Origin of the sequence: Achromobacter sp. NPDC008082 (assembly GCF_042957345.1) — a bacterium.
Taxonomy (GTDB): domain Bacteria; phylum Pseudomonadota; class Gammaproteobacteria; order Burkholderiales; family Burkholderiaceae_B; genus Achromobacter; species Achromobacter kerstersii_A.
The window spans coordinates 441,586-466,431 of the sequence record NZ_JBIBIB010000004.1; the positions used below are offsets into that span (position 1 = coordinate 441,586).

The window sequence follows — 24,846 nt, forward strand, 5'->3', positions numbered from 1 at the left end:
CCCTTTTACCTGGCGCCCCGATGGCGCCGTCCCCTTCATCAGGAGCAAGACATGAGCATTCAATCCATCAACGCCCGTAACCAGTTTCGCGGCAAGATCAAGGAAATCATCCTGGGACCCGTGGTGTCCGAGGTGGACGTGGACACGCCCGCGGGCATCGTCACGTCCGTGATCACCACGCGTTCCGTGAAGGAGCTGGACTTGCAGGTTGGCACCGAGGTGCTGGCCTTCGTCAAAGCCACCGAGGTGTCCGTCGCCAAACTGTAATAGGCGATATCCAGGGCCGGCGCTTCCCCTGTGCCGGCGTTAGGCATATATTGTCAGCGCGTTATCCGGCGGTTTCTTCCTGGTGTTCAGCTTCATGCGTTGCTACACGGAGAACGGTTCATGCGTCGACTGCAAAGGTGGTTCATCGGCTGGTTGTGCCTGGGGCTTGCAGTCTGCCTGCCCGCCGTGGCGCAGACCAAGCTGGACAATGGGCAGTTGGATCAGCTGATGGCGCCCGTGGCGCTGTATCCGGATTCGCTGCTGTCACAAATTCTGATGGGTTCCACGTACCCCGACGACGTCGCCGCGGCGGCCAAATGGTCGGCGGCGCATACGTCCGAGTCGGGCGATGCGGCGGTCAAGGCGGTGGAAGGGGAAAGCTGGGACCCCAGCGTCAAATCCCTGGTGGCGTTTCCGTCTGTCATGGACATGATGGGCCGTCAGCCCGACTGGGTGAAATCCGTGGGCGACGCCTTCCTGGCGCAGCCGGATGGGGTGATGGATTCGGTTCAGCGGCTGCGCACGCAAGCGCAAAAGGCCGGCAATCTAAAGAGCACGCCGCAGCAGACGGTGAAGTCCACGACCACCGACACCAACAAGACGGTGGTGGTGATTGAGCCGGCCGATCCGCAAGTCGTCTACGTGCCCAGCTACAACCCGACGGTGGTGTACGGGGCCTGGGCGTATCCGTCGTACCCGCCTTACTACTATCCCCCGCCTCCGGGCTCGGTATTTGCAACCGCGCTCGTATCCGGCATTGGTTTTGGCTTGGGGGTGGCCGCCGTGAATTCGATGTGGGGCGGGGTCAACTGGGGACACAACGACGTTGATATCGACGTGAATCGCTACAACAACATCAACGTCAATAACCGGATCGACAACGCGAAAAACAACAACGTGTCATGGCAGCACAACCCGGCCAACCGCGGCAGTACGCCCTATGCGGATGCGGGCAACCGCCAGCGTTTCGACAGCCAACGCCAGGCGGGTTTGCAGAACCGTCAGGCAGGGCAGGGCCAGGGGCTGGGACAAGGCCAAGGCGGCCGGGCCGCGGGCGCCCCACCCGCGGCGAATTCCCGCGACGCCGCACGTGACCGCGCGGCCCAATCCTTCCAGGGACGCACGGGCCAGCCCATTGCCGGCCATAACGAAGGCGGCGCCGGCCGCGGGCAAGGCGCGGCGGGCCGGGGTGGCGAGGGCGCGGCAGGCCGGGGCGGTGAGGGCGCGGCAGGCCGCGGTGGCCAAGGCGCTGCGAGCCGGGGCGGCGAAGGCGCTGCGGGCCGGGCGCAAGGCGGCAACGCAGGCGCGGGCCAAGGGGCTCGCGACCGGGCCCAAAGCGGCGGCGCACAGGCCCCGCGTTCTTCTTCAAGCATTTCCACGCAGGACCGCCAGGCAGCGGCCCAACGCCAGCGCGCGGACGAATCCGCCGCGCGCGATCGGGCCCGGGCCTCCAACAGCAGCAGCGCGCTGCACGACGCCGGCAACGGCGACCGGATGCGCCAGCAGAGCCAACGCAGCGAGATGAATCGGGGCGGCGGCGGTGGCGTCCAGCGGGGCGGCGGTGGCGGACGTGCGGGCGGTGGCGGCGGCGGTCATTTCGGCGGCCGGAGGTAAGCACCATGAACAAGGGAGCTTTCATGACGAATGCCTGGGTTCGTGCCCGTACGCTGAGCGCCGCGACACTGTTGGCGCTGGGCTTGGCCGCGCCGCTGGCGGCGCAAAGCGTGTATCCGACCTCGCAGGCCGCGGCCGACGCTTTTGCCGACGCACTGGCCACCAGCGATTCCGCCGCCATGGCCAAGGTGCTGGGGCCGAACCATAAACAGATCGTGCCGGGCGGCGTGGCGCAGGACGACATCTACCGATTCCTGTCGGCCTGGGCAAAGAAGCACGAGATCATCGCCGACGGCGGCCGTTCCTGGCTGGCGGTGGGAGATTCCGGCTGGACCATGCCCGTGCCGCTCGTGCAATCGGGCAAGGGCTGGCGGTTCGACCCGGCGGCGGGCAAAGCGGAAATCCAGCGCCGCGCAATCGGCCGTAATGAACTGAGCGCGATCGAAGCCTTGAAGCAATTGCAGGCGGCGCAGACCCGGTACATGCAGGGCGTGGGCCAGGGCCGCTACGCGAACCGCCTTGTCAGCCGGCCCGGCAGCATGGACGGCCTGTACTGGCCCGAAGTGCCCGGCGCGCCCGAGCAGGCGTTCGGACCGGACGCGCTCGTCATGGGGCCGGAAACGCCGGTGGCGGATGCCTATTCCGGTTATCGCTTCAAGGTGTTGCCGGGCAGCCAGGACACGGCTTACCGCATCGTCGCGTGGCCCGCGCAGTACGGACGCACCGGCATCGGCACCTTCGTCATCGGCCCGCAAGGCGGGGTGCTGGAGGCGGACCTGGGGCCGTCATCCGCGTCGCGCGCAGCGGCCTTGCGCGAACGCGATATCACCGGGGGCGCGTGGGTCGACGCCGACGCGCAACCCGTTGGAAGCAAATGATTTTTTGGCGATTCGGGGGACGCCTCGGGCAGGGGTTGTTGCTGGACGGCAACAGGCGCATGCGTTTGTCGCCAAACCCCTGCTTGTTGCCCTTTTGAAAGGCCGCTGTGCCTAAAATGGCGACCATTGGGATCGGTGCCCGATCCTTACTTGCCGGACCTTGAAATTGAATCTCATGCATTTTGTCCGCTACGCCCTGGCAGGCGTGGGGATGGCGCTTAGCGCAGCGGCGGCATCGGCCCCGATCTTCGTCCTGAATTCCCTGGACGCCAACGTCAGCATCATCGACCCGGTCACCTACAAGGAAGTGCGGCGCGTGCCTACCGGCAAAGAGCCGCATCACTTGTATCTGACGCCGGATGAGAAGTCGCTGATGGTGGCCAACGCCACCGGCAACACCATCACGATGATGGACCCCAAGACGGGTGAAGTGCAGCGCACGCTGACCGGTATCGTCGACCCCTACCAATTGCAGTTCTCGCCGGACATGAAGTGGTTCGTCACGGCGGCCAACCGCCTGGATCACATCGACATCTACGCCTGGCAGCCGCAGGAAAAGGGCGCCGAGCTGAAGCTCGTCAAGCGCGTGCCGGCGGGCAAGACGCCCAGCCACATCATGATCGACAAGAAAAGCACCACGGCCTACGTGACGCTGCAAGACAGCGACCAGCTGATCGCCATCGATCTGGCCACGCAGACGCCCAAGTGGACGGTGTCGGTAGGCAAGACGCCGGCCGACGTGTTCCTGACGCCCGACCAGAAGACGCTGCTGGTGGCGCTGACGGGCGATTCCTTCGTCGAAGCCTATGACGTCAGCAACGGCCCGGCCAAGCTGGTCAAACGCATCCCGACCGCGGCCGGCGCACACGCGTTCCGCGCGCAGGGCGACAAGCGCCACCTGTTCGTCAGCAACCGCACCGCCAACTCCATCAGCCGCATCGACATGCAGACGCTGACCGTTGCCGACACGTTCCCCGTGCCGGGCGGCCCGGACTGCATGGACGTGCTGGCCGACGGCAAGACGCTGCTGGTGACGTCGCGCTGGGCGCGCAAGCTGACGGTGGTGGACCTGGAGCAGAAGAAGGTTGTGAACCAGGTGACGGTGGGCAAGTCGCCCCACGGCGTCTGGACGCTGAACCATGCGGCTACGCGTTAAAGGCCCCCACGCCGCGCGCGCTATCGCGAGCTTGCTGCCCCCCAAGGGAGCTGTTTCGCCTTGGGGCGGCCCGGCCGCGAAAAGCGTTCTGGCCGTCTGTCTGGCTATTGCCGTCCCGATGGCGAACGCCGCCCCGGCGCAGGCCACCTGCGACAAACCCGTCTACCTGACGTTCGACACCGGCCACATGGGTGTTGCGCCGCTGATCGCCGACGTGCTCAACCGCCATCATGTGAAGGTCACGTTCTTCCTGGCCAACGAACGCACGAAGACCGACGGATCGAGCCTGGACGACGTGTGGGCGCCGTGGTGGAAGGCGCGCGCGGCCGAAGGCCATGCCTTTGGCTCGCACACCTATGACCACGTCTACTGGCAGGGCGACCTGCCCGGCGGCAAGTTCCGCGTGAAGCCCAGCGCCGGCCCCGACACGGGCAAGACGGCGCAGTGGACAGCCGAGCAGTACTGCGCCGAGATCAAGCGTTCCGCCACCCGTTTTCACCAGATGACGGGCCAGAACATGCTGCCGATCTATCGCGCGCCGGGCGGCAAGACCTCGCCCGCCTTGCTGGCGGCGGCCAAGGCTTGCGGTTACGAACACGTGGGCTGGGCGCCTGCCGGCTTCCTGGGCGATGAGTTGCCCAGCGACAAATTCCCCAATGCCAAACTGCTGGACCAGGCGCTGCGCACCATCAAGCCCGGCGACATCCTGCTGGCGCACCTGGGCATCTGGTCGCGCCAGGACCCCTGGGCGCCCGCCGTGCTGGAGCCCTTGATTGTGGGCTTGCAGCAGAAGGGCTATTGTTTCGCTACCTTGAACACGCATCCCGCTTATCGCGACTGGATCGCTACGCATCACTGATCATGGATACGCTTAGTCAATTCTTCGGAGCTTGCCAGCAATGGCTCTTCGAGACGCTGATCCAGCCCGCTCTGTTTCACTTGGGGCTGAGCAACTTCATCGAAGACGGCTACGACGCCACCATGTGGCTGCTGGTCGGCCTGGTGCAGATTGCCGTCCTGGTGCTGGTGTTCGGCCCGTTGCAACGCCTGCGCCCCGTTGAAGCGGTGACTGACCGCCGCCAGATCGGCATCGACGTGCTCTACACGCTGATCCACCGCCTGGGCCTGTTCCGTCTGGCGCTGTTTTTCACGATCGATCCCTTCTGGGACAGCGTGTTTGGCCAGTTGCACGTCTGGGGCTTCGCGCCATTTCAGCTGGACCAGTACTGGCCCGGCGTTACCGACAAGGCCTGGGTCAGCCTGATCATCTACCTGCTGCTGTTTGACGCGGTCGATTATTTCTACCATCGCGCGCAGCATCGTTTCGGCTGGCTCTGGGCGCTGCACGCCGTGCATCACAGCCAACGCCAGATGACCATCTGGAGCGACGACCGCAACCACTTGCTGGACGACATGCTGCGCGACGTGCTGGTCGTGTTCGTGTCGCAGCTGGTGGGCGTGCCGCCCGCGCAGTTCGTGATGGTGGTGGCCATTACCCAGCTGGCGCAGAGCTTTTCGCACGCCAACCTGCGCATGCACTTCGGCGCAATTGGCGAGCGTTTGCTGGTCAGCCCGCGCTTTCACCGCCATCACCATTCCATCGCCTACGACGCGTCGTCGCCCGGCCCGGTGGGCGGCTACAACTTCGCCGCGCTGTTCCCGATCTGGGACGTGCTGTTCCGCACCGCCCGCTTCGGCGTGGGCTACGGCCCCACGGGCATCCACGACCAGCAGGCGGAGCTGGGCGGGCGCGACTACGGCCGCAGCTTCTGGTCGCAGCAATGGCTGGGGTTGAAGCGCATGGTGGGCCGTGACCGCGAACCCGCAGCCGCGCCGCCCGCGCCTCCGGGAGCGGCGGAACGCGCGTGATTGCGCCCATGAAAAAACCGAGCCTGCGTGGCTCGGTTTTTTTATGGTGTCCGCGGTGCGGAATCAGGCCGGCGGCGTGTCGTGCGTGGTTTCGCGCTTGATCTGATTGTGGCGGCGCTCCATTTCCTGGCGCAGTTCGCGGCGCAGGCCGGCGGCTTCGAAGCGTTGCTTTTCTTCCAGGTTGCGGGGCGCAAGCGGCGGCACGGCGGTGGGCGCGCCCTTGTCGTCTACCGCCACCATCGTGAAGTAGCAGCTGTTGGTGTGGCGCACGAGCTTCTTGCGGATGTCTTCGGTGACGACCTTGATGCCGATCTCCATCGACGTGCGGCCGGTGTAGTTCACCGCCGCCAGGAAGGTGACCAGTTCGCCCACATGGATGGGTTCGCGGAACACGACCTGATCCACGGACAGCGTCACCACGTATTGGCCGGCGTACCGGCTCGCACAGGCGTAAGCGACCTGGTCCAGATACTTGAGGATGGTTCCGCCGTGTACGTTTCCTGAAAAATTCGCCATGTCTGGCGTCATCAGGATGGTCATCGACAATTGGTGGCTAAAGGCGTCGTCCATGGCGGGCGCTCATCATTCGTGAATAAAACGCCTATGGTAGCGGCAGGCGCCTGTCATCGCGCCGTCATTCGTATGGCTTTTAAGGTTTCTTTGGCGCGGCCGCCACGGGTTTGGCGGGGGCTGCGGCTGCGGTTTCCGCAGGCTCGGCCACGGGAGTAGGCGGCGCTTCTGCTACCGGAACGGGGGCGGGCTCCGGTTCATCGCGAACCAGCGCGGGCGGCATCCACAAGCCGTCCAGCAGGGTGGGACCTGGCTCGTAGACGCGCAACAGTAGGGTCACGGGTCCCGCAGGCGGCACGGGCAACCAATTGGCCTGGCGCTCGGGCGCGGGCGGGGATGCGCTGACGGTCACGTCCAGCGATCCGTCGGCGTTATAGGCCAAGGGCGCGCGGTCTCCCAGCGCATAGCGGTTCAACATATTGGCCACCGGCATGCCCTGGCCGTCGTAGACGGCCATCGACCACAGCGCGCCCGCGGGCGGCAACTGGCCGCTTTCAAAATGCAGTGTGTAGCGGTGCGCGCCGTCGATCGGCGCACCGTGGCTGTCGGCCGCCAGCAGCAGCACGCTCAGGTCTTCGGGCAAGCCTGCGCCGGGCTGCGCCTGGGCCGCCAGCGCGCGGCGCAAGTAACCATTGCCGTAGACGCCGACGCTGCCCGTTTCCTGCTGCCAGCCGTTCAGGCTGCGCAACGATTGGCCGGCGGCGGCTTCCATGCGTTCGCGCGCCGCGCGCATGCCGCGGCGCATGCCCTGCTTGGCGGGGTGCTCAAGCTTGTCGAAATCGAAGGTTCGGCCGGGGATCAGGCCCACCCGGCGCAACTGCGCCAGCACGGGCTGGTCGGTGCCATGCGGGGGGTGTTTGCGCATGAGCTCGGCGGCGTACGTGAAGAAGGCGTCCGTCGGCATGGACTCCACCTGTTCGCGCACGGCAATCTTCAAGTCCAGGTTCGGGTCCGACTTCACACGCTGCGATTGCGCGGGCAGGTTCCATTGCGACAGCGGCGTCAGCGTGAAGCCGTCTTGCAAGGCGTTGACGGCAGAAAGGTCCGCCGGCCCGTCAGCCTGAATCAGGATCTTTGCCAACACGTGCGCCGTGGGGGCGTCAAGGCGCGCCATGCCCGAGGGCAGGGTGCCCGTCCAGCCGGGCGGCACGATCACGGTGTTGCCTTTGGCCGTGCCGGTCGTGCGCTTGCCCAGCGTGGCGAAGACGTCCGTCCACATGTCCAGCAGGCTTAGCGTGTACAGGCGGCCTTGCGTATCGGGCGCCGACAGCACCACGGGGCCGGCGGTCAGATCCAGCCAGCCCGTGCTGCGCAGCATGTCCGGGTTGGCCCAAGGCGCCGCCGTGCCGGGCTGGGGCAGGGTGCGGCCATGCAGAAAGGTGTTGGCGGGTGCGCCCTGAGCCCCTTGCGACGGGTGCGTGAACTGGCGCCGCGTCAGGTCCATGGTGACCAGCGGGTAGAAGTACAGATAGCCCGCCATCGCCGCCTGGTGCGCGGCTTCGGTGGCGGCTGCGGCGGGGCTCAGTGCGGGCCGGGCGGGGGCGGCCAGGGCGGCGGGGGCGTGGGTCCATGCCAGGGCGGCAAGGGTCAGGGCCAACGGGGCAAAGCGGCGCATCGGCGCTCCAGCGATCAGGCAATAAGAGGGCAACAGGGAACAAGCAGGGACAGACAGGGACGAGCACGGGACAAGCAGGGCAAGCAGGGCAAGCAAGGGACAAGCAGGGCAAGCAAGGGACAAGCAGGGACAAGCAGGGACAAGCAGGGACAAGCAGGGACAAGCAGGGACAAGCAGGGTCAAGCCAAGGCAATCAGGGGTGCAAGCGCGGGGCAAGCAAGACCTCGCCGCTTTACGTTATGACAGCCGGCAATGGTAGCAGCCGTCTGACCGTCCAAAATCTGCGAACAACTCCCATTTCGCCTGTAAATCCGCGCAGAAAAGGGGGATAGACCCATGGCATGCTGGGTCGGCTTCGGAATATACTCATTGAAATATCCTTGGAAGTTGTAGGGCTTCTTCCTTCGGGCAGGCCTCCGGCTTTCTTCATTCACCAGGAGAGGAGTGCTTCATGGTCAACATGAATCGCCGCCAGTTCTTCAAGGTGACAGGTGCAACCCTGGCAGGCTCCAGCCTGGCATTGCTCGGGGTTGCTCCCGGCACAGCCATGGCCGAAGTTCGCCAGTACAAACTTGCGCGCATGACTGAAACGCGCAACACCTGTCCCTACTGTTCGGTCGCCTGCGGTTTGCTGATGTACGGTCTGGGCGACGGCGCCAAGAACGCGCGCGCCAGCATCATGCACATCGAGGGCGACCCCGATCACCCCGTCAACCGCGGCACGCTCTGTCCGAAGGGCGCAGCCCTGATCGACTTCATCCACAGCCCCAACCGTCTCAAGTTCCCGGAATACCGGGCGCCCGGGTCGGACAAATGGGTGCGGATGTCGTGGGACGACGCCCTGACGCGCATCACCAAACTCATGAAAGCCGACCGCGATGCGAACTTCGTCGAGAAGACCGCGGATGGCAAAACCGTTAACCGGTGGCTGACCACCGGCATGCTGGCCGCCTCGGCAAGTAGCAACGAGGTGGGCTACATCACGCACAAAACCGTGCGCAGCATGGGGATGTTGGCATTCGATAACCAAGCCCGTGTCTGACATGGCCCGACGGTGGCAGGTCTTGCCCCGACGTTTGGCCGTGGAGCGATGACGAACCATTGGGTCGACATCAAGAACGCGGACGTAGTACTGATCATGGGTGGCAACGCCGCCGAGGCCCACCCGTGCGGGTTCAAATGGGTCACGGAAGCCAAAGCCCATAACAAGGCGAAGCTGATCGTCGTGGACCCGCGCTTTACGCGCTCGGCTTCCGTGGCGGACTTCTACGCGCCCATACGCACCGGCACCGACATCATCTTCCTGGGTGGCGTCATCAAGTACCTGTTGGATCACGACAAGATCCAGCACGAGTACGTGCGCAACTACACCGACTTTTCCTACATCGTGCGCGAGGACTTCACGTTCGACGCGGGCCTGTACTCGGGCTACAACGCCGAGAAGCGCACGTATGACAAGGCAAGCTGGGACTACGAGCGCGGCGATGACGGCTTCGTCAAGACGGACCCGACGCTGACGCATCCGCGCACCGTCTACCAGCTGATGAAGAAGCACTACTCGCGCTACACCGAAGACATGGTCGAGCGCGTGTGCGGCACGCCCCGCGACAAGTTCCTGAAGGTGTGCGACATGCTGGCCTCCACGGCCACCACGGACCGCGCCGCCACCATCCTGTACGCGCTGGGCTGGACGCAGCATTCCATCGGGTCGCAGATCATCCGCACCGGCGCAATGGTGCAGCTGCTGCTGGGCAATATCGGTATCGCCGGCGGCGGCATGAACGCGCTGCGCGGGCACTCGAACATTCAAGGCCTGACTGACCTGGGCCTGATGTCGAACCTGCTGCCCGGCTACATGACGCTGCCCAACGAGCCCGAGCAGGATTACGCCAAGTACATCGAGACGCGGGCGTTAAAGCCGTTGCGGCCGAATCAGCTGAGCTACTGGCAGAACTACAGTAAGTTCCACGTGAGCCTGATGAAGGCCTGGTGGGGCAAGGCGGCCACTGCCGAGAACAATTGGGCGTTCGACTACCTGCCCAAGCTCGACAAGATGTACGACATGCTGCAGGTCTACGAGCTCATGGTTCAGGGCAAGATGAACGGCTACATCGCGCAGGGTTTCAACCCGCTGGCGGCGGCGCCGAACAAGAGCAAGCTGAACGACGGCTTCGCCAAGCTGAAGTACCTGGTCATCATGGACCCACTGGTCACCGAGACCTCGGAGTTCTGGCGCAACGCGGGCGAACACAACGATGTGGATTCGTCCAAGATCCAGACCGAAGTCTTCCGTTTGCCCACCACCTGTTTCGCCGAAGAAGACGGCGCGCTGGTGAACTCCGGGCGCTGGCTGCAATGGCACTGGAAGGGCGCCGAGCCTCCGGGCGAAGCCAAGAGCGACATCGAAATCATGTCGCTCATCTTCACGCGCCTGCGCAAGATGTACCAGGAGGAAGGCGGCAAGTATCCCGACCCCATCGTCAACCTGTCCTGGCCATACTCCAACCCGCAAAGCCCCACCGCGGAAGAGCTGGCCAAGGAATATTCGGGCAAGGCGCTGGTGGATCTGGTCGACCCCAAAGACGCCACCAAGGTCACCCGCAAGGGCGGCGAGCAATTGGCGGGCTTTGCGGAATTGCGCGACGACGGCTCAACGGCCAGCGGCTGTTGGATCTTCGCCGGCGCCTGGGGCCCCGGCGGCAACCTGATGGCGCGCCGCGACAACAGCGACCCGACCGGCATCGGCCAGACCCTGAACTGGGCCTGGGCGTGGCCGGCCAACCGCCGCATCCTGTACAACCGCGCATCGTGCGACGTGTCGGGCAAGCCCTTCAACCCGCGCCGCAGCCTGATCTCGTGGAACGGCAAGATCTGGGCGGGCGCTGACATCCCCGACTTCAAGGGCGATGAGAACCCCGACGGCGGCATGGGCCCGTTCATCATGAACCCGGAAGGGGTGGCGCGCTTCTTCGCGAAGGCGGGCATGGCCGAAGGGCCGTTCCCCGAGCACTACGAACCCTTCGAGACGCCGCTGGGCTACAACCCGCTGTATCCGAAGGCCAAGGGGGTCACCAGCAATCCGGCCGCGCGCGTCTTCAAGGACGACCTGGCCGCGATGGGCACGGTGGACAAGTTCCCCTATGTGGCCACTACGTACCGCCTGACGGAGCACTTCCACTACTGGACCAAGAACGTCCGCATCAACGCGATTCTCCAGCCGGAGCAATTCGTTGAGATCGGCGACGCGCTGGCCAAGGAACTGGGCATCGCCAACGGGTCGCGCGTGAAGGTCTCGTCCAACCGCGGCTACATCAAGGCGGTGGCGCTGGTCACCAAGCGCCTGCGCGCGCTGACCATCGAGGGCAAGACCGTGCACCACGTGGGCATTCCCATCCACTGGGGTTTCGTGGGCCTGGCCAAACCCGGCTTCCTGACCAACACGTTGACGCCGGTCGTGGGCGACGGCAATTCCCAAACACCGGAATTCAAGTCGTTCCTGGTCAAGGTCGAGAAGGCTTAGGAGAACCGACATGTCCATGCAATCCCTAGACATCAAGCGGCGCTCCGCCACCACGACCCCGCCGCCGGGCATCCGTGAACCCATTACGGGTTCGGTCGCCAAGCTGATCGACGTTTCCAAGTGCATCGGGTGCAAGGCTTGCCAAAGCGCCTGTATGGAATGGAACGATCTGCGCGACGAGATCGGCACCAACGTGGGCGTCTACGACAACCCGGCCGACCTGACCGAGCATTCCTGGACCGTCATGCGCTTCTCGGAATACGAGAACCCCGCTGGCGACCTGGAATGGCTGATCCGCAAAGACGGCTGCATGCACTGCGAGGACCCGGGCTGTCTGAAAGCCTGCCCCTCGCCGGGCGCCATCATCCAATACACCAACGGCATCGTGGATTTCCACGAAGAAAACTGTATTGGCTGCGGCTACTGCATCACCGGCTGCCCGTTCAACGTGCCGCGCATTTCCAAGAAAGACCACAAGGCTTACAAGTGCACCTTGTGTTCCGACCGCGTGGCCGTTGGCCAGGAGCCGGCGTGCGTCAAGGCCTGTCCTACCGGCGCCATTGTGTTCGGCACCAAGGAAGACATGAAGCAGCATGCCGAAGAACGGATCGTGGACTTGAAGTCCCGCGGTTTCGATCAGGCCGGCCTGTATGACCCGCAAGGCGTGGGCGGCACCCACGTCATGTATGTGCTGCATCACGCCGACCAGCCCGGGCTGTATCACGGGCTGCCCAAAGACCCGCATATCAGCCCCATGGTGTCGTTGTGGAAGGGGCTGGCCAAACCGCTGGGCGTGGCCATGATGGCCCTGACCGCCTTGGCGGGCTTCTTCCACTACGCCCGCGTGGGCCGCAACGAGGTCTCGGAAGAAGACGAACGCCGTGCCGAAGAGGAGGTGCGCCATGAGTGAAGACCACCGTCACCGCCGCATCAAGCGCTATACGCCGGGCGAGCGCACCAACCACTGGATCATTGCCCTGACGTTCATCCTGTTGGCGTTGTCCGGGCTGGCGCTGTTCCACCCGTCGATGTTCTGGTTGTCCAACCTGTTTGGCGGCGGCCCCTGGACGCGCATCCTGCACCCCTTCATCGGGGTGGTGATGTTCGCCTGCTTCGTCGTGTTTGCCGGCCACATGTGGCGGCACAACGTGATGACGAAAGCCGACCGCCAGTGGCTGAAGCAACTGAACGATGTGGTCGAGAACCGCGAAGAAAAGCTGCCCGAAGTCGGCAAGTACAACGCCGGCCAGAAGCTGCTGTTCTACGTGCTGGTGCTGTGCATGCTGGGGCTGTTTGCCAGCGGCATCGTGATCTGGCGCGAGTTCTTCGCGTTCTACTTCCCCATCTGGGTGGTGCGGGTGGCGTCCGTCGTGCATGCCGTGACGGCGCTGGTGCTGATCTGCTCGATCATCGTGCACATCTACGCGGCCATCTGGGTCAAGGGATCGCTCACCGCGATGCTGCGCGGTTACGTCACCGCCGGCTGGGCGTGGAAACACCACCGCGCGTGGTTCCGCGAACAGATCCGAAAGTAGCGCCAGTTTTATCCTGACCGCACGGCTGCTATCCTTCTTCGAAGGCTGGCAGCCGTGTTTGTTTTCTTGGAGACGCAATTGCAGCGAATTCTTCCGCGCGGCGAGATCGAAGCGCTAGACCATAATGTCATCCCCCGCGTCAGCCTGCCCGACCGCGCGTCGGTGTTTGCGACGCGTGCCGCGCGCTTGCGGCAATTGGCGGCCGACAGCCCCGTGGCTGACTATCTTTTGCTGATGGCGCAACTGGTCGACGCCCAGCAGCGCGCGCTGAAAGACTGCGCGGCGCCGGGCGCATCAGAAGACCGGCTTGCGCTGGCGCAGGCGCATGGCATGCCGCCGTTGCAAGCCGTGGGCTGGCCGCGCGACCCGATGTGGCGCGGCATTCTGGCGCAATTGGTGGACGACGTTGCGCGTGGGCAGAACGTGCCCGCCGAAGCCGTTGAGGTCTGCCGCGCGCTGCGCCGCGCCGTGGACGAAGACCCCGAATCGCTCGAAGACCTGGCCGAAGCCTTGCTGGCCGAACAGGACCAGGGCGTGGATGGCGCGGCCGCCCCGTTCGTGATGGCGGCCTTGCAGGTCTACTGGACGGACCTGGCCAGCCGCTTTGACGACAAGCAATTGCCCGTGGTCAGCCCGTTTGGCGTCTGCCCCGTGTGCGCCAGCCTGCCGGTGGCCAGCGTGGTGCGCGTCGGCGGCCAGTACGAAGGCTACCGCTACCTGTGTTGCAGCCTGTGCGCCACGCAATGGCACATGGTGCGCGTGAAATGCTCGCATTGCGAAGACGTGGAATCGGTTGCGTATCAAGCCATCGACGGCCGCTCGCCCGCCATCAAGGCGGAAACCTGCGACCACTGCCATACCTATCGCAAGATCTTCTACCAAGACAAAGATCTTTACGTGGAGCCCGTTGCCGACGACCTGGCCAGCCTGATGCTGGACGTGCTGGTGGGCGAGGCGGGCTATTCACGCGCAAGCGGCAACCCCCTCTTATGGCACGGCAACGAGGAATAGCATGGCCCAGCACCCGGCAGAAGGCAGTGTGGCCGCCGTTTCCGACATTCCCCCGCTAGACCGTTTGCTGAACGCCGACGCCTTGCGCGCCGCGCTGGATAAGCATGGCCGCACCCAGGTGGTGGCGGCGTTGCGGCGCGATCTGGACGCCCTGCGCCAGCGGGCGCTGGCGGGCGGCTTGATGCGCCAGGAGCTTGACGCGCCCGTCGTGGCCACCCGGGTGTCGGCGGCGCTGGATAAAGCGGCCCAGCCGCGCTTGCGCGCCGTGTACAACCTGACCGGCACGGTGCTGCACACCAACCTGGGCCGCGCGCTGCTGCCCGATGAAGCCGTGGCGTCCGTGCTGCGCGCGCTGACCACGCCCGCCAACCTGGAGTTCGACCTGGACACCGGCGGCCGGGGCGACCGCGATGATCTCATCGACGAGCTGCTGTGCGAACTGACGGGCGCGGAAGCGGCCACCGTCGTCAACAACAACGCGGCCGCCGTGCTGCTGATGCTGAACGCGCTGGCCGACAAACGCGAAGTGGTTGTGTCACGCGGCGAGCTTGTCGAAATCGGCGGCGCGTTTCGTATCCCCGACATCATGAAGCGCGCGGGCGCCAAGCTGGTTGAAGTGGGCACCACCAACCGCACGCACGCCACCGACTACGACACCGCCATCGGCCCGCGCACGGCGATGCTGATGAAGGTGCATTGCAGCAACTACGCGGTCACCGGCTTTACCAAAAGCGTCAGCGTGGCCGAGGTAGCGGCGCTGGCGCACGCCAAGGGGCTGCCGGCCACGGTGGACTTGGGCAGCGGCACGCTGGTGGACCTGACGCAATTCGGCCTGCCCAAGGAAGACACCGTGCGAGAGACCATTGCGGCCGGCGCCGACCTCGTTACCTTCAGCGGCGACAAGCTGCTGGGCGGCCCGCAGGCGGGCCTGCTGGTTGGCCGCGCCGACCTGATCCGCAAGATCAAGAAGAACCCGCTCAAGCGCGCGCTACGCGTCAGCAAGCTGACACTCGCCGCGCTGGAACCCGTGCTGGGCCTGTACCGCGCGCCGGAATTCCTGGCGCAACGCCTGACCACGCTGCGCCTGCTGACGCGTCCGCAACGCCAGATTCAGCCGCAGGCCGAAGCCCTGCGCGCCACGCTGGCGCATGCCGTGGGGCCGAACTACGCGGTTCAAGCGGTGCCGATGTTCAGCCAGATCGGCAGCGGCGCGTTACCGGTGGACCAGTTGCCCAGCTACGGCCTGGCCGTGCGCTACACGGGCAGCGGCCGTCCGGGACGCCATCTGGACAAGCTGGAAGCGCAACTGCGCCGCTTGCCCACGCCCGTTATCGGCCGCATTGCCGACGACGCGCTATGGCTGGATTTGCGCTGCCTGGAAGCGCGTGACGAAGCCGCGTTTGCCGCGCAACTGGCGGAGCCGCTGGCATGATCATCGGCACCGCGGGGCATATCGACCACGGCAAGACCACGCTGGTACGCGCGCTGACGGGCGTGGACACCGACCGCCTGAAGGAAGAGAAGGCGCGCGGCATTTCCATTGAACTCGGCTACGCCTACACGCCGCTGGCCAACGGCGATGTGCTGGGCTTCATCGACGTGCCTGGCCATGAAAAGCTGGTGCATACGATGGCGGCGGGCGCCAGCGGCATCGACTTCGGCTTGCTGGTGGTGGCGGCGGACGACGGCGTGATGCCGCAAACGCGTGAGCATCTGGCCATTCTGTCGTTGCTGGGCGTGGCGCAAGGCGCCGTCGCACTGACTAAAGCCGACCGCGCCGACGCCGCGCAACAAGCGGCCGTGCACGCGCAGATTGCCGAGCTGACGGCGGACACGTTTCTGGATGGCGCACCGGTGTTCGCCGTGTGCGCGTCACAACCCGGCGACGCCGCCACGGCCGAACTCAACACCTATTTGCACGCGCAAGCCGAAGCGTTGCGTCAACGCGATGCGGCGGGCCTGTTCCGGCTGGCGGTGGACCGCGTGTTCACGCTGGCCGGCCACGGCACGGTGGTGACCGGCACGGCGCACGCGGGGCAGGTGCGCGCGGGCGACGACGCTGCCGATCTGCGCCTGATGCCCGCTGGCACACGCGTGCGGGTGCGCAGCATCCATGCGCAGAATCAGCCTAGCGAAACCGGCGTGGCAGGCCAGCGCTGCGCCTTGAATCTGGCCGGCATCGACAAGCAGGCCATCGCCCGCGGCGACTGGGTTGCGGATGCGCGCTGCTTTTTGCCGTCACGCCATGTCGATGTGGCGTTGACCCTGCTGCCGTCCGCCGATGCGTCCGTGCGCGCGTGGGCGCCGCTGCATGTGCACATCGGCGCGGCGCGCCATGTGGCGCACGTGGTGCCGCTTAGCGCCGAAACCTTGGCGCCCGGGCAGTCAGGCTGGGTGCAGCTGGTGTTCGATGAACCCGTCTGCGCGATGCCGGGCGACCGCTACATCGTGCGCAATGCGCAGGCCACGCGCACCGTCGGGGGCGGCCGGGTGCTGGACCCGAACGCGCCTGACCGCAAGCGCCGCGCCGCCTCGCGCCTGCAAGGCTTGCTGGCGCTGTCCGACATGCTGGATGGCGGCGGCCTGGCGCCGGTGCTGGCGCATGCGCCGTTGGGCCTGGATGAAGCCACCTTGCAACGCCTGACCGGCAAGCCGGTACGCGACATCGAAGCGCCGCACGGCGCCTTGTGGGTCGAGACGCGCAATGCGCAAGCCCCGCGCACGTTGATCTTGTCCGCCCATTGGGATGCGCTGCGCGCGCGCGTGGAACAAGCCCTGGCGGCCTTTCACCAAAGCGCGCCGGATGAGCCCGGCCCGGATGGCGCGCGCCTGCGCCGGATGGCGATGCCGGTGGGTCCCGACGCGTTGTGGACGGCGGTGCTGGATGCGCTGCAACGCGATGGCCGCATCGTGCGCAACGGGCCGTGGCTGCATCTGCCGGCGCATACGTCCACGTTGGCGGATACCGAAATCGCCCTGGCGGCGCGGCTGCTGCCGCTGCTGGAGGCGGGCGCGTTTGATCCCCCCTGGGTGCGGGATCTGGCGCGCACGCAGGAAGAATCCGAAGAGCGCGTGCGGCAATTGCTGCGCAAGCTGCTGCGGCGCGGCGAGGTGGCGCAGGTGGTCAAAGACCTGTTCTATCACCGCGATCAGGTGCGGGTGCTGGCGGACTTGGCGGCGGAGCTGGCGGCGCAGCCGGGCGGTTTGAACGCAGCCGTGTTCCGTGACGCCACGGGGCTGGGCCGCAAGCGCGCGATTCAGATTCTGGAGTTCTTTGACCGCGTGGGCTATACGCGGCGGGTGCGCGACACGCATGTGCTGCGCGCCGAAAGCGCGTATGCCCTTGGGCAAGAAGGGCAGTAAGAAGGGCAGTAAGAAGGGCAGTAAGAGGGGCAGCCAGAGCGGCAGCCAGAGGGGCTGCAAAAAATATAGCAGCCGGTATCATAGGCGGTCCGCTGCGGAAGGCATTCGTGCCCGGCGGCACGGCTGGGCTTCAAACCCAGTTGGGGGCGTCAGACGCTCCCAGGTAGGTTCGACTCCTGCTGCCTTCCGCCACGTTGTTTCAGGCGCGCACGTCAGCGGCCCACGTCAGCGGCCCACGTCAGCGGCCCACGTCAGCGGCCAACGTCAACCACGCAAGTCATCCGCGCACTTTCAGCTGCGCAACATCCGCGTCACCACGCTTGTCACGCGCGCCGACGTCCAATCCAATTCCCCCAAGTGCCAATAACGGATTGATCCGCCGCGGTCCACCAAGTAGTTGGCGGGTAGCCCAATCGCTTCCCACTTCTTCGACGCCGCGCTGTTGCGGTCATGCAAAACGGTGCCGGCCACGGGCCATTTCGCCAGAAAGGTCGACACCTTGCCCAGCGCTTCGCCCACGTTCACCGCAACCAGCCGCAGGCCTTCTTCGCGATGGCGTTTGGCCATGGCGGACATCAACGGAATTTCATCGCGGCAGGGGTCGCACCACGTCGCCCAAAAGCTGACGATGACGACGTTGCCGCGCCACGCCGACAGCTTCTGTTCACGGCCGGACAGGTCAGGCAGGACGAGCGGTGGTGTGGGCGCGGTCCAGGGCGCCCAGTCGGGGCCGGTGGCGGTTTTCAGCGCGGAGTCGGTGGCGGCCCGCAACCAGGCAGGCACGGCCGCCAACGACAGGCCGGATTGAAGCAGACGGCGACGGCTGATCAAGGCGGCTTCCTCCGCAGGGGTCAGATGGATACGGGTTTTGCCGTGAGCGTGTAGCGGAAGCTGTCGGGGTCCAGGCTGTCCAGACGCCCGGCGGCCGTCTCGCCGTTGGGGTACATCAGGAACGGCACGGGGTCATGCGCGGAACCGGGCAGGACGACATCGTGGCCGTGGTTATAGGCGACCCAGTTCATTTCCCAGGCGCCAAACAACATGACGCGCGCGGCGCGCACCTTGGCGTCGGTCAAGGGCAATTCGCCGGGCGGCTCTTCCAGCATGACCTTGCGCACATCCGCCGGGTCAACCGGCACCCAGCCATAGCCCGACGCATAAAACTCGGCGCGGCAGTGCTGCGCCTTGGTGACGTCGCCCGCTTTGCCCAGGCTCTTGTAGCCCAGCTCGGAATTCGCCACGCGCAGACCGTAGGCGTCGCGTGCGGGAATGCCGGCCGCGCGCGCCAGGGCTACGAACAGCGCATTGATGTCGGCGCACTTGCCGTTCAGATCATTGGCCGTGAGCATGTAGCGCACGTCGCCCACGCCACAGCCGCGCGTGGATGCCGTGCGGCAAGTGTTTTCAACGACCCATTCGTAGATGGCGCGCGCACGCGCCACATCGCCCTGATGGCCGCGCGTGATCTGGTCGGCGGTGGTTTTGACGATGCCGTCGGTGGGCAGCAGTGCGGTGGGCTTCAAGTATTCGCGCAGCGCGGCGGGCGTTTCCAATGCGGCGTCGGCCGAAGGCGGCGCGGTCAGGTCCACGCGGCGGTTGCGCGTCTGGAAGCGGCTGGTCATGGTGACCGCGCGCGGGGCCTGCGCATCGGGCCATTGCACGGCCAGCATCTGCACGTCGTAGCCCGGCGCGCGCATCAACTGTGCGGTGCCGCCGCCACTGACTTGCCACGTCGTTTGCGCGCCGCGCTGGTAAGCGGTGTCGGTGGCGTAAGGCACCGGAATCCAGATGCGCGTGTGCGCGCCGGGGTCGGTGACTCGAATATCGGTGGTGAGTTCGAAGCTGCGCCAACCGGCGCTGACGGGCGCCTGCTGCGCGCGCAGCGCTTGCGGCAAGGCGGTTGTGGCGGCGCACAACGCGCCTGAGAAACGGAGAAAGTGTCGGCGATCCATGAAGCCCCCACGCACGGTGAAGATTGGCTGTCGGTGCGCCCGGAGCCGGGCGGCCGTCCGTTGCTGCTGAATGCGATGCGATCTGCCAAAACATCATAGGGCCAACAGCGGGGCCGATGCTATCCTTTTTCGATTGATCCACGGAGACTGAAATGACCCAGGACGTCGCGTCCGCGGCCACGCCGCGTTTGACTTCGCTTTCGCACGGAGGCGGCTGCGGCTGCAAGATTGCGCCCGGCGTGCTGTCGGAATTGCTCAAGCGTTTCGGGCCGGCCGCCAGCTATCCGAACTTGATGGTGGGCACCGAGACCGCCGACGACGCGGCGGTGTATCGGCTGAACGACGAGCAGGCGCTGATCGCCACCACAGATTTCTTCATGCCCATCGTTGACGACCCGCACGACTTCGGCCGCATCGCGGCCACCAACGCGCTGTCGGATGTGTACGCCATGGGCGGCACGCCCATCATGGCGCTGGCGATTGTCGGCATGCCGATCAACGTGCTGCCGCACAGTGTCATCGCCGACATCCTGCGTGGCGGCGAATCGGTGTGTGCGCAAGCCGGCATTCCGGTGGCGGGCGGCCACAGCATTGATTCCGTCGAACCCATTTACGGCCTGGCGGTGATGGGGCTGGTGCACCCGGATCGCGTCAAGCGCAATGCGGATGCGCGCGCGGGCGACGTGTTGATTCTGGGCAAGGCGCTTGGGGTGGGCATCTTGTCCGCCGCGCTGAAAAAGAATCGGCTGGACGAGGCCGGCTACCGCGTCATGATCGACACCACCACCCGCTTGAACCGCCCCGGCGCGGCGCTGGCCACGCTGGATGGCGTGCACGCGGTGACCGACGTGACGGGGTTCGGTTTGCTGGGCCACGCGCTGGAAATGGCGCGCGGCGCAAAACTGACGGCGCGGCTGCATCTGGACGCCTTGCCCTGGTTGCCGGGCGTTGAAGCCTTTGCGGCCGAAGGCATCATCACGGGCGCATCCGGCCGCAACTGGGCGTCGTATGGCGACGCCGTGCGCTTGGGCGCCAGCGTCACCGACACGCAGCGCGCCTTGCTGACTGATCCGCAAACGTCGGGCGGTTTGCTGGTGTCATGCGCGCCCGAGGCCGCGGAGGCAGTGCTGGCGCTGTTCCGCAGCCAGGGGTTTGATCAGGCCGCGGTGGTGGGCGAGATGGTCGCGGGCGACGGGCAGGTGCAAGTCGGCTGACCCGCGTCAGGGGGCCGTGTCAGTGCTGCGCTTGCGATTGCACCTGGTGGTTGATCTGCCAGAGCATCAGCTTGGGGTAAGCGGCCAGCCGCGCCTGTTCTTCGCGCTGCGCCGGCGTGGCGGCTTGTTCGCGGCGTAGCGCCAAGCCGGTTGCGTCAGCCCAAGGCAGAATCTTGCCCGGCTGGTTGCGCCGATACGCGCCGTCTTGCGTGATTGTCACGTTCGGGTCATTGATGCCGAAACACCAGACCGGGTCCGGCTGCACCGCCAGCAAATCGCACCCGCTGCGAAAGTAGGGCGTGCCGGGCAGGCTCAGCTGATACAGCGTCGGCATGATGTCTTTGTGGCTGCCCACGCGGGCCGGGTCAAACACGGCGCGGCTCCGGTACGCGGGCGGCACATACAGGTAGAACGGCACGGCGCGTGCGAGTGCTGCGTCGCGCTCGTCGTGGTAAGCGAGGCCCAGCAGGTTGTGGTCGCCCGTGACGGCGACGATGGTGCGCGCGCCGCTGGCCGACGCCTTCACGCGAGTCAGGAAGCGGCCCAGTTGATCGTTGGCGTAACGCAGCGTGTCGAAGGCGTTTTCCAGCGAACTCCAGGCTTTGAAGTACGGTTCGCGCTTGACCTCGTTTAGCGCCAGGCCGCCGCGCTGCGCACCCGCGGGCGCGATAAACGGCGGATGGTGGGTGGTGGAAAGCGCGATGATGAACAGCGGCGTCCCGTCCCGGTCGGCGTCGGCCAGGCGGCTTTCGATGTAGCGGAACATGTATTCGTCAGGCACGCCCCAGGTGCCGGCTTCGGCCTCGGGATAGCGGGCGCGCAAGCCCTGTTGATCAATGAATTCGTGTGCGCCCAGATGCGTGGCGAACGTGCCCAGGTTGCGCCAGGTGGCGGCGCCCGACGTCACGAACAGCACGCGGTAGCCGCGCGCCAGATACGGCGTGAAGGCGTTGCTGGCGAAGGTGTCGTCGGCGGCTGACGATTGGCCGATGGCCGGCACCGGGCTGCGCACCAGCAGCCGGGCCACCGAATCGATCGTGCCATTGCCTTCCGACAGGAACCGGTCAAAGCGCCAATCCTGTTCCCAGTGCGGGCGCAGCGCGCCCAGCAGATCACGCCCCGGCTGATCGTAGGTGTTCAGATGATGGCCCATGCTTTCCATGACTTGCAGCACGACATGCGGGGGCCTTGCCTGGGCGGCCGGATGGGCGCCCGTCACCGCCAGGAAGGGTTGCAGGTCGGGGGTGGCCGGCGTGCCAAGAAAGCGCGAATACAGCGCTTGGCCTTCGGCCGCCGTGACCGGCAGGAAGCGCTTGTCGTTGCCGCGTTCGCCCAGCGCCCAGAAGAACGCGGAGATGCCGTTGGGCGCAATGGCGTTCAACAAGCGCATGTTTGAAATGCTGGTGTCATCGCGGTTCAGCGGAAACCGCCCCAGCGAGCCGCGGCAGGCCAGCACGGTGATGGCCAGAATAAGCAGCAGCCGCAGCGCCGTCGGAAGCAGCGCCCGGCGGCGCAAGGGCATGCGCATCACGTTGCGCCGCCAGCGCGACCCCAGCCACCAGGTGCAAGCCAGCAGCGCTGATAGCAGCAGGCCCGCCTGCACCACGGGGTAACCGTGCCACAGCGTCATCAGAATGGCGCGGGTGTCGTCGTCGATCATGCCGAAGACGAAGATGTCGATGGACCGCGAGAACGTGGCGAAGTAGCACACGCTTACCACGGTGGATGCCGCAAACAGGGCGGCCAGGCCCGCGCCAACCCCCGGGGCCAGCCGCAGCCAGCGCGCATAGAGCGGGCGGCTGCCCGCCGCCAGCATCGCCATCGCCAGCAAGGCCGAGAACACGATGCTGGCCACTTTGATGTCAAACAGCAGCCCGATTCCCAGCGTGCGGCCCACGTCTTGCGGCAGCGCCGCATAGGTGGCCGAAGGGGCGTACTTCACCAGCAGATAGCTGCGGCCGATGAACTGCGCCAGCACGCTGACCAGCCAGGGCGCCAGGATCAGCAGGAAGGCGCGCTGAACATTCAGAAACCAGTCTTGCCACGCGTCGGTGAGACGTAAACGCTTCATCTGCATCAATGGGGTGGGCTAAGCAAAACGCCGATCGCGGCGACACAACGCCCTGGGCCCGGGTGTCAGGGGCCATCAAGGGAAGGGAATGCATGCAAGAAACTCCGGCCCTGATATCAGGGACAGCACCGGGAAGAGGCGCCGGAATGGCTGGAGCAATCAGCGGCTTTCGTGGTTCGGGTTATGGCCGCTGTTCGCCATGCAGCGCGAACTGTACTTGAGGCGCACCCGAAATGTACAAAGGTTTGTATAGCTTTGTGAGTGCCGTGTACCGGTAGGCCTGATTCAGGGGAACGGCAGAATCAGAAGCCCAAAGGCGCCGGGGCGGCTGCGTCCGAGGCCCCGTTATCCGATGACGATTCACCGGGCAAATCCCGCGCGGTGGCCGCGGCCTGCTCCATCAGCCACTGCGCCACCACATCGGCGTCGGGCGTGCTGCGCCGCGCATTGCGCACCAGCCAGTACGCGTGTTCGGTGGCCCGGGCCGCCTGCCCGCCCACGGCTTGCAAGCGGCCATCGGCCAGCATGGGCGCAATCAGCGCAACCCGGCCCAGGGCGATGCCGTGGCCGGCCAACGCGGCCAGCACGATCTGGTCGTATTGGTTAAAGCGTAGCGTGCCTTTGGCGCGCGCCCGGTTCAGCCCGCGCGTGTTCAGCCATTCCGACCATTGCAGCCAGGGCCGCGTCGGGTCGTCGAATTCCAGCAAGACATGGCGTTGCAATTCGCGCGCGTCCAGCTCGCGGGCGTTCAGCGACGGATGCGCCACCGGCACCACCGATTCCCCGAACATCCAGGCCGCGGTATCCGGCACCTGGTCACGCAGGCTGTAACGGATGGCGATATCCACGCTTTCGCGGTCGATATCGATCAGTCGGTTGTCGGCCGCCACGCGCACATCGATATGCGGATGCGCCGCCTGAAACGCGCCCAGCCGGGGCAGCAGCCACAGCGAGGCCACGCCGATGGTTGTGGTGACGGTAACGGGCGTGCGGCGTTCGGGCGCGCGCAGTTGTTCGGTGAGGTCGCCCAGCTGGCTTAGCCAGACGTCCGCCATGCGGAACAGCTGCGCGCCTTCGGACGTAAACGACACGCTGCGGAACCCGCGCACCAGCAGCGGCACGCCCAGATGCGCTTCCAGCGCCCGGATCTGGCGGCTGACGGCAGACTGCGTCACATGCAGATCTTGCGCGGCAAGCGTGATGCTCATGCGGCGGCCCACGGCCACGAAGCCTCGGACCAGATCAAGGGGCGGGAGTTTGGCCAGCGGATATGACATTCGTAAAACTCATGCGTATCGGGCGGAAATGTCGCTTGAGCAATAGTACGCCGACGGCGTTCAATAGAAGGCTGCGACGGGCGCTTGCCCTTGCCGCTTGCCCTGTCGCTTGCGCCCCATTCCCGCCGGAGCCTTCCCGATGACCGCGCCTTTGCCTGACTCGCCCCGCATGCAGATGTGGTTCGATTTCGCCAGCCCTTACAGCTATCTGGCCATTGAGCGTGTGGATACCTTGGCGCAAGCCGCGGGCGTCGTCGTCGATCTGCGCCCCTTTCTTCTAGGCCCGATCTTCCAGGCGCAGGGGTGGAATGATTCGCCGTTTCGCCTGTTCCCGGGCAAGGGCGCGTACATGATGCGCGACATCGCCCGGCTGGCCGACAAGTACGGCGTGACGTACAACCGGCCGCGCCTATTCCCGCGCATGAGCGTGCTGCCCGCCCGCATTGCGCTGCTGGGCCAGGACGAACCGTGGGGCCGCGACTTTTGCGTGGCGGTGTTTCGCGCCAATTTTCAGCACGACCTGGACATCCAGGCCGAAGATGTCGTGCATCAGGTGCTGAAGGACTTGTCGCTGGACGCCGATGCGCTGATCGCGCGCGCCAAGACCGAAGCGGCCAAGGAAGCGCTGCGGCGCCAGGTGGACCGGGCGCGCAACCTGGGTTTGTTCGGCGCGCCCACGTTCTTTGTGGGCGATGAAATGTTTTGGGGTAATGACCGTCTGGAAGACGCGTTGGAGTGTGCTCGGAAATGAAAAACGCAAGCAATGCCTATCGCGGCGCACCCATGCCGGGTGGCCGGTCGTTCACGCAGTTTCGCGCCGCCCGCATCCGGCGCGTGGCGTTTCAGTGGACGCAGACAGGCCAGGCCGATCCGCATCCCACGATGCCGCAGCCGGAGGGGCGCGCCGCCGCTAATCGCGGCAAAGGCGGTTGAT

Annotated in this window: 21 protein-coding genes and 1 tRNA gene; 16 read left to right on the forward strand and 6 right to left on the reverse strand. The window is 65.8% G+C overall.

Annotated elements, in window-relative coordinates:
• The first annotated feature begins 51 nt into the window (after positions 1-51).
• From ACFZAI_RS18095 to ACFZAI_RS18120, 6 genes are all read left to right on the forward strand, one after another.
• Positions 52-267: a molybdopterin-binding protein gene (locus ACFZAI_RS18095; RefSeq protein ID WP_006227327.1), complete on the forward strand. Its 216-nt coding sequence runs from the start codon at positions 52-54 to the stop codon at positions 265-267.
• A 120-nt stretch (positions 268-387) separates the two neighbouring features.
• Entirely contained in the window at positions 388-1,881 is a 1,494-nt protein-coding gene (locus ACFZAI_RS18100; RefSeq protein ID WP_391568245.1) for a DUF3300 domain-containing protein, read from the forward strand.
• 5 nt (positions 1,882-1,886) lie between these two features.
• Positions 1,887-2,759 carry a DUF2950 family protein gene (locus tag ACFZAI_RS18105; RefSeq protein WP_391568246.1) on the forward strand — a complete coding sequence of 291 codons (873 nt, stop codon included), beginning with the start codon at positions 1,887-1,889 and terminating at the stop codon, positions 2,757-2,759.
• Positions 2,760-2,934: 175 nt separating this feature from the next.
• On the forward strand, positions 2,935-3,915 hold the full coding sequence (locus tag ACFZAI_RS18110) for a YncE family protein (protein WP_391568248.1): 981 nt from the start codon (positions 2,935-2,937) through the stop codon (positions 3,913-3,915).
• Positions 3,916-4,033: 118 nt separating this feature from the next.
• Positions 4,034-4,774 carry a polysaccharide deacetylase family protein gene (locus tag ACFZAI_RS18115; RefSeq protein WP_391568249.1) on the forward strand — a complete coding sequence of 247 codons (741 nt, stop codon included), beginning with the start codon at positions 4,034-4,036 and terminating at the stop codon, positions 4,772-4,774.
• Between the two features lie 2 nt (positions 4,775-4,776).
• Positions 4,777-5,784, forward strand: coding sequence for a sterol desaturase family protein (locus tag ACFZAI_RS18120; RefSeq protein ID WP_391568251.1), 1,008 nt, complete (start codon positions 4,777-4,779; stop codon positions 5,782-5,784).
• Between the two features lie 63 nt (positions 5,785-5,847).
• Here the strand turns inward: ACFZAI_RS18120 and ACFZAI_RS18125 are convergent, their stop codons facing one another.
• Positions 5,848-6,354: an acyl-CoA thioesterase gene (locus tag ACFZAI_RS18125; protein ID WP_391568252.1), complete on the reverse strand. Its 507-nt coding sequence runs from the start codon at positions 6,352-6,354 to the stop codon at positions 5,848-5,850.
• Positions 6,355-6,433: 79 nt separating this feature from the next.
• Complete coding sequence (locus tag ACFZAI_RS18130) at positions 6,434-7,969, reverse strand: DUF1254 domain-containing protein (RefSeq protein WP_391568253.1); 1,536 nt, start codon at positions 7,967-7,969, stop codon at positions 6,434-6,436.
• Between the two features lie 451 nt (positions 7,970-8,420).
• On the opposite strand from ACFZAI_RS18130, the gene fdnG reads away from it, so the two are divergent.
• The 7 genes from fdnG (at position 8,421) to ACFZAI_RS18165 (ending at position 17,590) form a co-directional block, all read left to right on the forward strand.
• A complete protein-coding gene (gene fdnG / locus ACFZAI_RS18135; protein WP_391568255.1) occupies positions 8,421-11,489 on the forward strand; it encodes a formate dehydrogenase-N subunit alpha in 3,069 nt (1,022 codons plus the stop codon).
• Between the two features lie 10 nt (positions 11,490-11,499).
• Positions 11,500-12,399 carry a formate dehydrogenase subunit beta gene (fdxH, locus tag ACFZAI_RS18140; RefSeq protein WP_006227317.1) on the forward strand — a complete coding sequence of 300 codons (900 nt, stop codon included), beginning with the start codon at positions 11,500-11,502 and terminating at the stop codon, positions 12,397-12,399.
• Positions 12,392-13,024, forward strand: coding sequence for a formate dehydrogenase subunit gamma (locus ACFZAI_RS18145; RefSeq protein WP_391568257.1), 633 nt, complete (start codon positions 12,392-12,394; stop codon positions 13,022-13,024). The genes fdxH and ACFZAI_RS18145 overlap by 8 nt, the downstream gene beginning before the upstream one ends.
• 78 nt (positions 13,025-13,102) lie before the next feature.
• Positions 13,103-14,035, forward strand: a complete 933-nt coding sequence (gene fdhE, locus ACFZAI_RS18150; RefSeq protein ID WP_391568259.1) for a formate dehydrogenase accessory protein FdhE — start codon at positions 13,103-13,105, stop codon at positions 14,033-14,035.
• A gap of 1 nt (position 14,036) precedes the next feature.
• Positions 14,037-15,467 carry an L-seryl-tRNA(Sec) selenium transferase gene (gene selA, locus ACFZAI_RS18155; protein ID WP_391568261.1) on the forward strand — a complete coding sequence of 477 codons (1,431 nt, stop codon included), beginning with the start codon at positions 14,037-14,039 and terminating at the stop codon, positions 15,465-15,467.
• Positions 15,464-17,398 (forward strand): selenocysteine-specific translation elongation factor, encoded by a 1,935-nt coding sequence (gene selB, locus ACFZAI_RS18160; RefSeq protein WP_391568263.1) that lies wholly within the window; start codon positions 15,464-15,466, stop codon positions 17,396-17,398. The genes selA and selB overlap by 4 nt, the downstream gene beginning before the upstream one ends.
• A 96-nt stretch (positions 17,399-17,494) precedes the next feature.
• Positions 17,495-17,590: transfer RNA gene (locus tag ACFZAI_RS18165), tRNA-Sec, on the forward strand.
• Positions 17,591-17,689: 99 nt separating this feature from the next.
• On the opposite strand, the gene ACFZAI_RS18170 is transcribed toward ACFZAI_RS18165, so the two are convergent.
• Entirely contained in the window at positions 17,690-18,229 is a 540-nt protein-coding gene (locus tag ACFZAI_RS18170) for a TlpA disulfide reductase family protein (RefSeq protein ID WP_391568265.1), read from the reverse strand.
• A gap of 20 nt (positions 18,230-18,249) precedes the next feature.
• Positions 18,250-19,350, reverse strand: a complete 1,101-nt coding sequence (locus ACFZAI_RS18175) for a transglutaminase-like domain-containing protein (protein WP_391568267.1) — start codon at positions 19,348-19,350, stop codon at positions 18,250-18,252.
• A gap of 152 nt (positions 19,351-19,502) precedes the next feature.
• Between ACFZAI_RS18175 and selD the strand changes: the two genes are divergently transcribed.
• Positions 19,503-20,564, forward strand: coding sequence for a selenide, water dikinase SelD (gene selD, locus ACFZAI_RS18180; protein ID WP_391568268.1), 1,062 nt, complete (start codon positions 19,503-19,505; stop codon positions 20,562-20,564).
• Between the two features lie 19 nt (positions 20,565-20,583).
• On the opposite strand, the gene ACFZAI_RS18185 is transcribed toward selD, so the two are convergent.
• Positions 20,584-22,635, reverse strand: a complete 2,052-nt coding sequence (locus ACFZAI_RS18185) for an LTA synthase family protein (protein WP_391568270.1) — start codon at positions 22,633-22,635, stop codon at positions 20,584-20,586.
• Between the two features lie 302 nt (positions 22,636-22,937).
• Positions 22,938-23,912 (reverse strand): LysR substrate-binding domain-containing protein, encoded by a 975-nt coding sequence (locus ACFZAI_RS18190; protein ID WP_391568272.1) that lies wholly within the window; start codon positions 23,910-23,912, stop codon positions 22,938-22,940.
• A gap of 139 nt (positions 23,913-24,051) precedes the next feature.
• On the opposite strand from ACFZAI_RS18190, the gene ACFZAI_RS18195 reads away from it, so the two are divergent.
• Both ACFZAI_RS18195 and ACFZAI_RS18200 read left to right on the forward strand, forming a co-directional pair.
• A complete protein-coding gene (locus tag ACFZAI_RS18195; protein ID WP_391568274.1) occupies positions 24,052-24,663 on the forward strand; it encodes a 2-hydroxychromene-2-carboxylate isomerase in 612 nt (203 codons plus the stop codon).
• Positions 24,660-24,845, forward strand: a complete 186-nt coding sequence (locus ACFZAI_RS18200; RefSeq protein WP_391568276.1) for a hypothetical protein — start codon at positions 24,660-24,662, stop codon at positions 24,843-24,845. The genes ACFZAI_RS18195 and ACFZAI_RS18200 overlap by 4 nt, the downstream gene beginning before the upstream one ends.
• Position 24,846 lies beyond the last annotated feature (1 nt).

What these genes read in the sequence shown, in the direction of transcription:
- ACFZAI_RS18095 (WP_006227327.1), top strand. Translation starts at nt 52, where the DNA reads ATGAGCATTCAATCCATCAACGCCCGTAACCAGTTTCGCGGCAAGATC.
- ACFZAI_RS18100 (WP_391568245.1), top strand. Translation starts at nt 388, where the DNA reads ATGCGTCGACTGCAAAGGTGGTTCATCGGCTGGTTGTGCCTGGGGCTT.
- ACFZAI_RS18105 (WP_391568246.1), top strand. Translation starts at nt 1,887, where the DNA reads ATGAACAAGGGAGCTTTCATGACGAATGCCTGGGTTCGTGCCCGTACG.
- ACFZAI_RS18110 (WP_391568248.1), top strand. Translation starts at nt 2,935, where the DNA reads ATGCATTTTGTCCGCTACGCCCTGGCAGGCGTGGGGATGGCGCTTAGC.
- ACFZAI_RS18115 (WP_391568249.1), top strand. Translation starts at nt 4,034, where the DNA reads ATGGCGAACGCCGCCCCGGCGCAGGCCACCTGCGACAAACCCGTCTAC.
- ACFZAI_RS18120 (WP_391568251.1), top strand. Translation starts at nt 4,777, where the DNA reads ATGGATACGCTTAGTCAATTCTTCGGAGCTTGCCAGCAATGGCTCTTC.
- ACFZAI_RS18125 (WP_391568252.1), bottom strand. Translation starts at nt 6,354, where the DNA reads ATGGACGACGCCTTTAGCCACCAATTGTCGATGACCATCCTGATGACG.
- ACFZAI_RS18130 (WP_391568253.1), bottom strand. Translation starts at nt 7,969, where the DNA reads ATGCGCCGCTTTGCCCCGTTGGCCCTGACCCTTGCCGCCCTGGCATGG.
- fdxH (WP_006227317.1), top strand. Translation starts at nt 11,500, where the DNA reads ATGTCCATGCAATCCCTAGACATCAAGCGGCGCTCCGCCACCACGACC.
- ACFZAI_RS18145 (WP_391568257.1), top strand. Translation starts at nt 12,392, where the DNA reads ATGAGTGAAGACCACCGTCACCGCCGCATCAAGCGCTATACGCCGGGC.
- selA (WP_391568261.1), top strand. Translation starts at nt 14,037, where the DNA reads ATGGCCCAGCACCCGGCAGAAGGCAGTGTGGCCGCCGTTTCCGACATT.
- selB (WP_391568263.1), top strand. Translation starts at nt 15,464, where the DNA reads ATGATCATCGGCACCGCGGGGCATATCGACCACGGCAAGACCACGCTG.
- ACFZAI_RS18175 (WP_391568267.1), bottom strand. Translation starts at nt 19,350, where the DNA reads ATGGATCGCCGACACTTTCTCCGTTTCTCAGGCGCGTTGTGCGCCGCC.
- selD (WP_391568268.1), top strand. Translation starts at nt 19,503, where the DNA reads ATGACCCAGGACGTCGCGTCCGCGGCCACGCCGCGTTTGACTTCGCTT.
- ACFZAI_RS18185 (WP_391568270.1), bottom strand. Translation starts at nt 22,635, where the DNA reads ATGAAGCGTTTACGTCTCACCGACGCGTGGCAAGACTGGTTTCTGAAT.
- ACFZAI_RS18190 (WP_391568272.1), bottom strand. Translation starts at nt 23,912, where the DNA reads ATGTCATATCCGCTGGCCAAACTCCCGCCCCTTGATCTGGTCCGAGGC.
- ACFZAI_RS18195 (WP_391568274.1), top strand. Translation starts at nt 24,052, where the DNA reads ATGACCGCGCCTTTGCCTGACTCGCCCCGCATGCAGATGTGGTTCGAT.
- ACFZAI_RS18200 (WP_391568276.1), top strand. Translation starts at nt 24,660, where the DNA reads ATGAAAAACGCAAGCAATGCCTATCGCGGCGCACCCATGCCGGGTGGC.